Source organism: Mucilaginibacter sp., assembly GCF_025362475.1.
Taxonomy (GTDB): domain Bacteria; phylum Bacteroidota; class Bacteroidia; order Sphingobacteriales; family Sphingobacteriaceae; genus Mucilaginibacter.
Window position 1 is genome coordinate 1 of sequence record NZ_JANYGH010000004.1, and the last position, 11702, is coordinate 11702.

14 protein-coding genes and 1 pseudogene are annotated in these 11702 nt (G+C 41.1%); 1 reads left to right on the top strand and 14 read right to left on the bottom strand.

Annotated features, from left to right (window positions below):
* Nucleotides 1-367: 367 nt before the first annotated feature.
* From Q0R88_RS01770 to Q0R88_RS01825, 13 genes and pseudogenes are all read right to left on the bottom strand, one after another.
* Complete coding sequence (locus tag Q0R88_RS01770; protein ID WP_295711585.1) at nucleotides 368-943, bottom strand: SMI1/KNR4 family protein; 576 nt, start codon at nucleotides 941-943, stop codon at nucleotides 368-370.
* Nucleotides 944-1555: 612 nt separating this feature from the next.
* Nucleotides 1556-2587: a ferrochelatase gene (hemH, locus tag Q0R88_RS01775; protein WP_295711587.1), complete on the bottom strand. Its 1032-nt coding sequence runs from the start codon at nucleotides 2585-2587 to the stop codon at nucleotides 1556-1558.
* Between the two features lie 283 nt (nucleotides 2588-2870).
* Complete coding sequence (locus Q0R88_RS01780) at nucleotides 2871-3947, bottom strand: kelch repeat-containing protein (RefSeq protein ID WP_295711589.1); 1077 nt, start codon at nucleotides 3945-3947, stop codon at nucleotides 2871-2873.
* A 123-nt stretch (nucleotides 3948-4070) separates the two neighbouring features.
* Nucleotides 4071-4772, bottom strand: coding sequence for a LytTR family DNA-binding domain-containing protein (locus tag Q0R88_RS01785; protein ID WP_295711591.1), 702 nt, complete (start codon nucleotides 4770-4772; stop codon nucleotides 4071-4073).
* Between the two features lie 5 nt (nucleotides 4773-4777).
* Nucleotides 4778-5875, bottom strand: coding sequence for a sensor histidine kinase (locus Q0R88_RS01790; RefSeq protein ID WP_295711593.1), 1098 nt, complete (start codon nucleotides 5873-5875; stop codon nucleotides 4778-4780).
* 69 nt (nucleotides 5876-5944) lie between these two features.
* Complete coding sequence (locus Q0R88_RS01795) at nucleotides 5945-6544, bottom strand: tRNA-(ms[2]io[6]A)-hydroxylase (RefSeq protein ID WP_295711595.1); 600 nt, start codon at nucleotides 6542-6544, stop codon at nucleotides 5945-5947.
* Nucleotides 6545-6654: 110 nt separating this feature from the next.
* Nucleotides 6655-6837 (bottom strand): hypothetical protein, encoded by a 183-nt coding sequence (locus Q0R88_RS01800; protein WP_295711597.1) that lies wholly within the window; start codon nucleotides 6835-6837, stop codon nucleotides 6655-6657.
* A 9-nt stretch (nucleotides 6838-6846) separates the two neighbouring features.
* A pseudogene (locus Q0R88_RS27140) lies at nucleotides 6847-7158 on the bottom strand (type II toxin-antitoxin system RelE/ParE family toxin).
* Entirely contained in the window at nucleotides 7146-7328 is a 183-nt protein-coding gene (locus Q0R88_RS01805; RefSeq protein ID WP_295711598.1) for a hypothetical protein, read from the bottom strand. The pseudogene Q0R88_RS27140 and the gene Q0R88_RS01805 overlap by 13 nt, the downstream one beginning before the upstream one ends.
* A gap of 29 nt (nucleotides 7329-7357) precedes the next feature.
* Nucleotides 7358-7930 (bottom strand): nicotinate (nicotinamide) nucleotide adenylyltransferase, encoded by a 573-nt coding sequence (nadD, locus tag Q0R88_RS01810; RefSeq protein ID WP_295711600.1) that lies wholly within the window; start codon nucleotides 7928-7930, stop codon nucleotides 7358-7360.
* A gap of 76 nt (nucleotides 7931-8006) precedes the next feature.
* Complete coding sequence (locus tag Q0R88_RS01815; RefSeq protein WP_295711602.1) at nucleotides 8007-8390, bottom strand: four helix bundle protein; 384 nt, start codon at nucleotides 8388-8390, stop codon at nucleotides 8007-8009.
* A 34-nt stretch (nucleotides 8391-8424) separates the two neighbouring features.
* Nucleotides 8425-8994 carry a guanylate kinase gene (gene gmk / locus Q0R88_RS01820; RefSeq protein WP_295711603.1) on the bottom strand — a complete coding sequence of 190 codons (570 nt, stop codon included), beginning with the start codon at nucleotides 8992-8994 and terminating at the stop codon, nucleotides 8425-8427.
* 91 nt (nucleotides 8995-9085) lie between these two features.
* Complete coding sequence (locus Q0R88_RS01825; protein WP_295711605.1) at nucleotides 9086-9961, bottom strand: YicC/YloC family endoribonuclease; 876 nt, start codon at nucleotides 9959-9961, stop codon at nucleotides 9086-9088.
* Between the two features lie 215 nt (nucleotides 9962-10176).
* On the opposite strand from Q0R88_RS01825, the gene Q0R88_RS01830 reads away from it, so the two are divergent.
* Nucleotides 10177-10953, top strand: a complete 777-nt coding sequence (locus Q0R88_RS01830) for a hypothetical protein (protein WP_295711607.1) — start codon at nucleotides 10177-10179, stop codon at nucleotides 10951-10953.
* Nucleotides 10954-10967: 14 nt separating this feature from the next.
* Here the strand turns inward: Q0R88_RS01830 and rnc are convergent, their stop codons facing one another.
* Nucleotides 10968-11693 (bottom strand): ribonuclease III, encoded by a 726-nt coding sequence (gene rnc, locus Q0R88_RS01835; RefSeq protein WP_295711609.1) that lies wholly within the window; start codon nucleotides 11691-11693, stop codon nucleotides 10968-10970.
* Nucleotides 11694-11702: the final 9 nt, after the last annotated feature.

The window sequence follows — 11702 nt, forward strand, 5'->3', positions numbered from 1 at the left end:
ACCTGGAAGTAGAGCGAACCTGGAAGAGTTATTATAAAACTCAAAATGTGGATTTGTAAACCTATTTTAGGACTAATAAATATTGTAAACGTATAACAGGATTTATCAATTAAACTGTAAACCTATTTTAGGACAAGACAAGGTGTCTCTGTACAGCGTGCCACAAGGGAAGACCCTTGCGGCAGCGAAAACGCTTGCGGTAGCTGGGGATGAAAGACTTCTTTCAAAAGAATGTAGCTACGCTATAATCCGGTAGAAAAGTTTTTTTGTGACCTTTTGTGCTCTTTTATGATGGATATGGCACAAGTACGCCGCGCTCTTTTCATCCGCTGCATACTTTGCTCAAGTTGAGGCATATTTACTCTCATTATAAAGTTGGCAAAGTGCTAATACGGGGATCTATTTCCTTGCCTTGACTATCAAATAGATTTATAATACGAAGTATTTCCGATTCTAACATACGTTCAAAATCATTCCACTCATATAAGGAATCGGCATTATCTCTATTACACAAATGAATCTTTTCAGTGTGTGTATCAATGTAAAGCAATGATCCGTCCCAATCGTATCCCCCTATGAAAAAAAAGTAATCTAAAGCATTTTTTGGCCGCTCGGATATATTAGGAGTTCTAATATCAAAGGGCTGCCAAACATCATCAAGCCCTCTACTGGAACTACGTCTCAATCCATCCAGACAAAATGTTGTATTAAATATTTTTAATCCATTACTTTTCTCTAAAAAAGATCTGTAACCTTCCGGAATAAGTTTACCAAGGATATTTTCCAATTCCTTTATCTCATTTAGATTTAAACCCGAATATATCGAATGCAACCAAGCATTTGGAGCAATATGCGGAGCTTTTCCTATTAGATATGTGCCATTTTCAAGTCTTTTTTCCCCGAAAAGCCGATAGCTATCTAAAAATTTCAATATGTCAATCATCTTTAATTACTGGTGCTTTGTTTGAAAGTCTTAATTTTTTCCTTTCGATTAATCAGAGGTCCTCGAGTTTGATTCCTAAAATTCCCGCCATGCCTTTGGAGATTCTCTTTTGCACCCGCTACCGCAAGGGTCCACCGTTGTGGTCCGCGTGCTAAAGTATGCGTCATGCCTCTCCTCCCTGTGTAGTCTGGGATTGCTTCGTTCCTACCTATGACGTTTTTTTGAAAAAAAAACTTTTTGTCATCCTGAACGGAGTGAAGGGGCTGTTATTCGCCCTGTAAAGTCTGGGAATAGATCCTTCACTGCGTTCAGGATGACACACCTTTTAAATCGTCATTTCCCCTTCAGTGCCCACTGGGTTTTAAAACTCGCAATGACGTGGTGGAGATAAGTTACCCTTGTGGCCCAGATGCTAAGTATACGCCACGCCTCTCCTCCCTGTATAGTTCGGAGATTGCTTCGTTCCTCGCAATGACGGTTTTTTTTAGTGTTTTGTCATCCTGAACATAGTGAAGCATCTATTTGCCGACATGCGTAGTAAGCCTGCACATTTCGCGAATAGATGCTTCGTTCCTCAGCATGACAAAGAGGATTTAAAATTCGTTTTGTCTTTTACCCGGATATATGGTTATCCCTAACCATTTTCTCCAGCGCATCTATCCACATTGGTGCATCATTCAAGCTTTCAACAAGCTGGACTCTTTCGCCGCCGAGTGCTTTAAATTCATCACCGTATTCGGTGGTTACTTCGTATACTGTTTCCAGGCAATCGGCTACAAAGGCGGGGCAAAATACCAGGAGGCTTTTTTTGCCTTCTTTGGCTAATTTGGCTACAATTTCGCTGGTGTAGGGCTGTACCCATGGGTCGTTACCCAGGCGCGATTGGAAACAGATGGTATATTTTTCTTTGGGGATATTGAGCTTTTGGGCAATCAGCTGCGCGGTATGGTGCGATTGGGCCGAATAGCAAAACTTATTGGCATCGGTAAGGGTTTGGCAGCAATCATTAGCCTTAAGGCAGTGTTGATGCGTATGATCGGCTTTAATCAATTGCCTTTGGGGTAATCCATGAAAGCTGAACAGGATATGATCGAATTTTTCGGGATCGTATTTACGCCCGTTTTCGGCAAACGTAGCGATCATCAATTCATTATCATGGAACGAATTTACAAAGGATATGGTTGGTTTGGTAGGCCATTCCATCAGCAGTTCCATCACCTTATCATATACCGAACCAGTACTGGCCGATGCATATTGCGGGAAAAGGGCTATCACCTGGATATCATCAACCAAAGCATCTTTCAACCTTTGGAGGGCCGATTCAATGCTGGGGTTTTGGTAGCGCATGGCCAACTCAACTATATATTCATCACCAAGGCGCGCTGTTAATGCTTCCTGCTGTAAAATACTGTAGTGCATTAACGGCGAACCGGTAGTATCGCTCCAGATCTTCCGGTACAATTTGGCCGACTTCGGCGCCCTGAAGGGAACAATTATACCGCGAACCAGCAGGGTACGTAATACCGGGTTGATATCAATAACCCGCGGATCCATCAAAAACTCATTCAGGTAGGTACGCACATCGGCTGTTGAAGCACTGTTTGGGGTACCTAAATTAATTAATAAAACACCTTTTTTACCCATAACGCTTATGGCTGCAAAATTAAAATAATTTAGTCCCTTAACACCCTAAAGGTTAAATTAATTACAAAGAAGTGATGCGTTATAAAAAAAGGCGCCTGTGTATTTAAAACACCCGGCGCCTTATCGAAACCTTTATGAAAAAAGGGGGATTGTAACCCGGCTTTGCCCTGCAACGCCACCGGGTTAACGATGTAAAGATGCGGCCAGCCGCCTGTTTAATCAACGATGTATCGGTGAACCGGCACAATGTATAGATAAACCCTCCCCTTGCTTATAGATTAAGCTATTTGATGGAGAATATCTCCACCGCTATTTCACCACGCTGACTACCACCCGGAGGGCTTTTTGGTGGAGTGGGCCTGGCGCCACTTGCAGGCGGCGGACCACCCGGGCCTCCGCCAGAGCCGCCTGCCAGGTAAATTTTATTATTAATCACAGCCGCACAGGTTCCGTTACGACCCAGGTTAAGGCTCCCGGTTTGAATCCATTGATCTGGCTTTGCCAAATTAAGGTAGTAGGTTTCCTTTTGCGGGCCGTTTGGTGTGGTGGCAGTTGCGCGTTCGCCACCTATGTAGTACAGGTTGTTATTAAGGTTTACAAGGGTGCCGCCACCTGTACCCAGGGGGAGTTTGGCGTCGAGGGTTGTCCATTTGCCGGTCTTAAAATCGTAGCAATCTACCTCCAATACCGTTTTATCAAAAAACGACATGAAATTGTTAGGGTCGTGCAAACTGGTGTTGCGGCCACCTACTGCATATAGCTTTCCGTTGACCACCGTGGCGGTAGAGTGATCGCGAATATGCGGAGCATCGGGTAGCTTAGTCCATTTTTGTGTTGCGGGATCATACTCATCAAACATATTGGTGGTGCCGCTGGTGTGGCCATGCAAAATGCCGTTCACTAAATATAGCTTGCCATTGTATGCTGCAGCGCCTGCGCCACCCCGTCTTCTATCGGCAGGGATCTCTCCGCCTTTCTCCCAGGTATCATTTTGAGTATTATAGCTGTAAACATTGGCCAGGGCTTCCTGTTTGGGATAGTTTCTATCAGCAAATGCATCCAGTACATAAATTTTATCGCCATAAACAACCGGCTCAAAATGATGCATGATCACCGGGGCAACTGCTTTTTTTGTCCAGCTTTTTGTTGTCAGATTTAAAACCTCAACCGGCATGGCCGGGGCATCGCCGCCCAATAAATAAAGTCTGCCTTTTACAGCAGCAAAGCCGCATTCGCTGCGTGCTTCGGCTTTATTGGTTGTTGTGAGCAATTGCCATGTTCCATCGCCGGGACTGACAATGGTAAACGCAGTAGCGAATACCACCAGCACTGCGCTTAAGTAACCCATTCCTTTTTTCATATCCGTTAGGTTGGTTTTAATTAGGTAATAGTTGGTTTGTTTACTAAAGTAAATTTACAACGAAATAATACATAACTGGAAAGGTGCGGGCAAATAGCTGAACTGTGCCGGTTAGATGGCTTTTTACCTGGATTTCATCCAGTTACGAACAATATCCAGGTAGCTTTCGCTTACCGGCAGCTCAATATCGCTTAGTTTAACCTTGCGGTTTTGGATAGAGCGAATTTTGTTAACAGGCACAATATAACTGCGGTGGATGCGCTGAAATTTATCGGCAGGTAATTTCTCCAACACCTTTTTTAGGGGCATAAGGGTAAGCACCGTTTTGGCATTGGTTAAATGGATCTTGATATAATCCTCCATGCTTTCAATATATTCAATAGCACTCAGTTCGATTTTTACCATCCGGTATTCCGAGTATACATAAAGGCTTTCTTCGGCTTGTTCTGTTGCGGGTTGGTTTTTGTACCGATAGTAATCGATGGCTTTTTCAACTGCCTTTTCAAAGCGTTTAAAATCAATAGGCTTTAGGATGTAATCAAGTGCTTCCAGCTCAAAGCCTTCGTAAGCGAAATTTTTGTAGGCGGTGGTGAAAATCACTATCGGCTTTACTGCAAGAGAACGAACCAAATCGATCCCAGTAATATCGGGCATGTTGATATCAATAAAGAGCAGATCTACTGTTTTGGTTTTCAAAAACTCGGCACCTGATATGGCATCATCAAACGTTTGGATAAGTTGTAACGACGGAAAACGTGATACATACCCGCTGATTAATTTTAGCGCCAGGGGCTCATCATCAATTGCAATGCATTTTAACACCATGGGTTTTAAGTTTGTAAGCTAAGCCGAACGGTATAATAACCATCCTGGTTGCTTATGTTTAATAAATGCTTGCCGGGATATAAATGGGCCAACCGTTGTTTGGTGTTTTTGATGCCTATGCCCGTACTTTGGTTTTCGTCGCGGTTGTTAAAGATCCGGTTTTTACAAAATAAAGCAATATGTTTATCATTTGTATCTACCTTAATGTTGATAACCGATTTTTCGTGATTGCTGATACCATATTTAAATACGTTTTCTACAAAGGTCATTAATACCAGTGGCGCTATTCTTTTACCGGTTGTATTACCATGTAATGAAAAATGCACTTCTGTATTTTTACCCATGCGTAATCGTTGTAATTCAATATAATCGTTAATGCAGTCGAGTTCGCTTTGCAGGGGCACAAAATCCGTCGCAACATCCTCGGTTACGTAACGCATAATGTTGGATAACTTCATCACGCTCTCTGCCGCATTGTCGTCTTGTGTAACGATAAGGGTGTAGATGTTATTGAGTGTGTTAAACAAAAAGTGCGGGTTAATCTGTGCTTTTAATGATGAAAGCTCGGCCGTTGTTTTATCGGCTTCGGCACGGATAATTCGTTGCTCGGTAAGCTGCAATTGCTGTATGGTTTTAATAGCGGTGCTTATGGCTACAATCATCAGGAAAATAAACAGGCTGGCAATATCCAAAGGAGGCCCGTGGTGGTGACGTGGTTTGAATGGGCGAGGAGGCCCATCAGGACCGTTTTGGCTTAAAGGCGGCCGTAATGATTGCTGCTCTTTTGCTTGCAGATGGCTTTCGTTGCTGCGAAGTAACCTGTCAAATGGCTTTAAATAAAAAATGCAGGATAATAACACCAGGATTATGATGCTGTAAGTCAAATACTTTTTCTTTAAAAAAAGCTTTGGAATAAACAGGTTGGCATTAATGTAAAAAAGAAAGATATACGTAAGGCAGAACAACCAGTAATAGGGTTGCGTCAATAATAACCAGGTTGCATTATCATGCCCTCTGCCATTTAAAAATACCAGTGGCAGGGCCATAAACAACAGCCATCCCGCAATATGTATTACTATCGAGAAAGCCCTAAATCGCGACATATACAAAGTAAAAGTTTAAGTATCTGCAATAATAAAAGTATCGATAATCAGGCTATTTGTATAGACGAATTACCCGTGTATGGTTTCGCTTTTGCCGTAGTTTTGTATCACACCGGCTTCATATTCCAGGAACTCTTTCCAGCGTTTGTCAACATCTATCTCCACCGCGTATTTTTTGGCCAGGCGAATAAACATAGAATAGTGTGTGGCCTCGCTGATCATCAGTTCGTGGTAAAACGTTGACAGCTGGTTATCATTTATGTTTTCTGACAGTACCTTAAAGCGCTCGCAACTGCGGGCCTCTATCATGGCCGAAAACAATAAGCGATCAATCAGCTGCGCTTCGCGGCCGCCACCTATGATGATAAACTTACGCAACTCGTTCACATAATTATCCTTGCGCTCTTTGCCCAGTACAAAACCTCGTGCTACAATAATTTCATGTACCCGTTTAAAGTGATCCATTTCTTCCTGCACCAAAGCAATCATTTCCTGCACCAGATCAGACAAATTAGGGTTTTGAACAATCAGCGTGATACCATTGGTGGCCGCCTTTTGCTCGCAATAGGCATGATCTGTTAAAAGTTCTTCAATATTGCTTTCTACCACATTTTTAACCCAAAGCGGATCTGTTGGTAGCTGTAATTTAAGTATGGTTTTCTCGCTCACAGGAACAAAGATAGTGGAATAGAATAAGGATTTTTGGACAAAGGAGCATGGATTTTTGGATGATGGAGATATTTTGGAGGGATGAGCAAGGATTTTCGGACGACGGATTTTTATGATACCCAGCTATTAATCTCTCTGTCTAATTCATCTTCCGTTAAAAACTGACCGTTTTTATATTGTTGGCGAGCTATTTCAATTTTTTGCATTAAAATAACAGGGGCAATAAACTCATAAGTAGAGAATTTTCGTGGCATGTCCACAAGACATTCTTTTACTTTTTCTTTATTGAGCATGGCTGAAAATCAGTCTTCGGGCCGAAAGGCAGGATTATTAGATGTTGATCTTGAGTGGTGGTGGATAGATAAAATATAGATATGGTCTTCAGATTGAATTTTGTAAATGATCCTATAATTTTGAAAAATAAGCTCTCGATAGTTTTAATTTTCTAATTCCGGAACGACCCGCCCAATAAACGGTTGAAGGATCAGCCTGTTTATAGTACCTTCAATTTTAACTTTTTCCAAATATGCGTATCTGATAGAATCGCGTTTTATGTAGTCAATGATGTCTTTCAGATCTGACCGGGCAGTTTTAGAGATCGTTATTTTAGCCACAGATCCATTTCCTTTTTCATGTCCTCCCAGTCTATACCTTCTCCATTTTCAATTTCCTTTTCACCCACTTCAATTTTTTGCAGCAAAATTACTTTATCTACCAAATCATCCACAGAAAATGTTTCCGGCATGTGGTCAATCAATTCTTTCACTTTGTTTTTGGTAAGCATGGCAATCTCCTTTTTATAAATATACGATTTTACTTATACAAACTCTTGCTCTCAATAAACTTCAAAACCGGATCGGGTACAAAATATTGTACGTTCTTTTTTTCGGAGATGGACTTGCGGATGAATGTTGCGGATAGTTCCATGAGTGGGGTCATGGTAATGGTTACAGATGGATGATTGGCCAGCTCGGCATTTTCGTAGCCGGGGCGGGGGTATACAAATATGCGGTAATCGCGCAGGATGAGTTTATAATTTTTCCACTTGTGCAGGGTGCCCAGGTTGTCAGACCCCATAATAAGCGCAAACTCATGCTCTGGATATTTTTCTTTAAGGTGGGTTAAGGTATCAATGGTGTATGATGGCTGTGGTAACCTCAATTCTACATCGCTTACAGTTATATTGGTAGCATTATCAGTAGCCAACCGGGCCATTTCCAACCTGTCGTAAGTGTTTATCAGGTCGCCATACTTTTTGAGGGGATTTTGCGGCGATACCACCAGCCAAACCTTATCTAAGGTTGTATGGTTGGCCATGTAATTGGCGATGATAAGATGCCCTATGTGTATGGGATTAAATGAACCGAACAGTAAGCCTATCTTCATTTCAGTTAGCAGTTAACGGTTGGCAGTTTGCAGTTTTTGTTCAACGGTTTTCAGTTTAGCAAATATTAGTTGCTGGTTACTTAGCAGCATTTTCACCTGCTCCAAACTTTTCAGGGTTATTTATCATATATTGTGTAATACGCCCTATTTCGTCTGACTGTGCAAATAAACTATCATAAGTTTCTTTTTTAATATAGTTACAGGCCAATGAAAACTCCAGCCATCCTTGTGTTTCACTATTTTCCATATCTACATCAGTTAATTTGCTTACAAAATGATTTGGAAACCTGCGCTTACGATAAGCTTCAATAGTGCAAATATTTACTGAGCGGGATGATCTGCGGATCTGATCTGTTAGTGAATATGTTTCTTCTTTTGGAAAGAGTTTTGTAATTGCAAAAATTTCCATAGCGAGGGAGAAACTCTTTTTATACAACAATAGATCTTTATAACTCCCCATTTTAAGCTGCTAACTGCAAACAGAATACTGCAAACTATCTAATAAAACTACTCACCAGCTCCTTTGCTTCTGCACAAGCCGTTTCAAGATCGTAATTTTTGAGGATAATATCAAATTGAGGGGCGTATTTTAGTTCTTTTTCGGCTTTTGCAAAGCGTTCGCGCAGTTTTTCTTCACTATCAGTGCCACGGCCGGTTAATCGCTCTATTAAAACCTCCAATGATGGGGGTTGTACAAATATTGCAAGTGCCTGCCCGTCGTATTTACGTTTAAGGTGAAGGCCGCCTTCAACGTCGATATCAAAGATTACGGTTTTGCCTTTTGCCCAGATTCGTTCAATTTCGGTACGCAGGGTGCCATAAAATGTACCGGTGTAAACTTCTTCAAATTCTACAAATTGCTTTTTTGCAATCCGGTGTGTAAACTCAGCTAAACTAATAAAATAGTAATCTTTACCATCTTCCTCATCGCCGCGTGCCTGGCGTGTAGTTGCCGAAATGGAAAATTCCAATTCAGGAATTATACTCAACAAATGATGTACAATAGTAGTTTTGCCTGCTCCGGAAGGGGCCGAAAATATGATGAGTTTACCTTCTTGGTCCATTAGTTTATTAGCTCATTAGTTCATTGGTTCGTTGATAGCGCATAGTCACCAGCTTGCTACCAATGAACTAATGAGCCAGTGAACCAATAAATTATAATACGTTTAATAGTTGTTCTTTAATTTTTTCCAGTTCTTCTTTCATGCCTACAACCAATTTTTGGATGTTGGCATCATTAGCTTTTGAGCCAAGGGTATTTATCTCGCGACCGATCTCCTGTGAGATGAAACCCAGCTTTTTGCCATTGGCATCGGCGTTTTTAAGTGTTTCAATGAAATATTCGCAATGCGTTTTTAGTCTTATTTTTTCTTCGGTAATATCCAGCTTGTCGATGTAATAAATCAGCTCCTGCTCAAAACGGTTCTGGTCAATTGCTTCGCGATTGGTTGCTTCGGCCAAAAATGAGTTAAGTCTTTCGCGGATGAGTGGTACACGTTTAGGATCTTCTAACTCAACCAGCTCCAGATTTTTGAGGATGATATTAATGCGGTATTTTACATCATTCTCCAGTACATTTCCTTCATCAGCCCTAAATTGCTGAAAAGAGGCCAGGGCCTGCTGAAATGTTTTTTCTACCTGTTTCCATTCATCTTCAGATACAGTTTCATCATCATATTTAACAACTTCGGGCAAGCCTAAAGCAAGTTGTAACAGGTTTGATGTTGGCTCGTTAAGCTCCTGGCTTACATCTTTAAGTTGTTGGTAGTAGTGTTTTAATAAAACCTTATCAATACCTGCGGCTTTAATAGAAGCATTTACCTGCTCAACATTAATGGATAGGTTCACTTTACCGCGCTCTATCAGCTTACTGCAATCGTTACGCAGCTGAAATTCTTTTTCAGAAAATATTTTGGGCAAACGGAGTGAAAGTTCAAGAAACTTACTGTTCAGGGATTTGATCTCAACGGTATATTTTGTATTACCCGAATCAAAACTGGCAATTCCATACCCTGTCATGGATTTTATCATGCGCAAAGATAGGGTTTTAGTCGGAAAGTCTGAAAAGTCAGAAAGTCCGAAAGTCGGAAAGATTTTGGTCCGTTTATTTGGGTAAAAGTACTACTATCATTTGGTGCTACTTTCGGACTTTCAGACTGTCCCGACTTTCGGACTCCTCCAACTTTAACACTTTTTCACAATTAGTTTAAAATACTCTGGCTATCTTTACGTTCTTATAAGTATTAATGCGCATTCGTTTTACCCTGCAGTTACTCGTTTGCTTTTGCTTTGTTTTAAATGCATCAGCACAGGAATTTACCCTTAAAGGGGTTATCTCCAAAAAAAACACGCCCGAGCGTGTTGGTCAGGTGATGATCAAAGATTTACAAACTAACACTTTAATTACCAGCGATGATCTTGGATGGTTCTCCATAAAAGTATCTGTTGGTGATACGCTGCTTTTTTCGAAGGAAAATTTCACCCCTCAAAAAATAGAGGTGCTTAATAATAGCGATATGCCTGTTTACCTGCAACCCCAGGTTGTACTAAAGGAAGTTAAAATTACCGGCCAAACCAAACGGCAGGAGCTGAATGAAATAATGGGTGATTACCGTAAACAGGGTACGTTTTACAATGGTAAGCCGCCGGTAACTTCATTTATAACCAACCCTATAACGGGTATTTATGAGCTATTTGGTAAAACTCCTAACCGGGCAAGGCGTTTTGCCCAGTTTTCAAAAGGGGAATTAGAGCAGGCTGAAATAAACAGGCGATATACCGTAGCCTTTGTAAGGCAAATAACTAAATTAAAATCTGATACGCTGGCGCAGCGGTTCATGAATTATTATACGCCAACGTTTGATGACCTGAAAGGCTGGAATGATTACGACCTGATTCAACATACCCAAAAATCATTTGAGTACTATAATAACAGCGGTGAGAAAGATAAATTAGAATTGCTTAATTCGCCAACTTTCATCAAGCCCGATTCAACCAAGTTATCCTCGCCGGGGAAACACTAATAAGTAAATTGTATTTAGATACTTAAAGCTTCGCAGGCTTTTTCGGCTGCAAGCTTTTCGGCATTCTTTTTACTAAATTCTTTGCCAGATCCCATTACATCGCCATCAACAAGGGCCTGTACTGTAAAAAGTTTAGCGTTCTCGCCCTCCTGGTTGGTTACCAGTTCAAAAGTAATATCGCGGCCATGACGCTGGCACCATTCAATTAATTTACTTTTAAAGTTAGTTTCGGTTTGCTCCAGCTTGTGAATATCAATGTGCGATTTGATGATGTGGTTTATCAGGAAGTTTTTGGTAAAATCATACCCCTTATCCAAATAAACAGCACCAATTAAAGCTTCAAAGGCATCGCCAAGTAATGATCCCTGCCTGCTTGAATTCAGCATTCGGTTATCATACTCAATTAATTTATCAAAACCCAGCTTGCGGCCAAGCTGGTTCAGATTGTTACGGCTCACAATTTTTGAGCGCAACTCCGTTAAAAAGCCCTCATCTTCATAAGGGTAGAGTTTAAAAAGTACCTCGGCCACAACACTGCCGAGTACTGCATCGCCCAAAAACTCCAGGCGTTCATTACTGTTTTTTACGCCCTTTTTTACGTTTTGGGCAACAGATTTGTGTCGGAATGCCAAACGGTATAATGACAAATTGCCCGGCACAAAACCGAGCAAATTATTCAAAACCTTAACGTATTTTCTATTGGGCGATATATAAAGCTTGTAAAACCGATTGATAGGCATTAAACCACA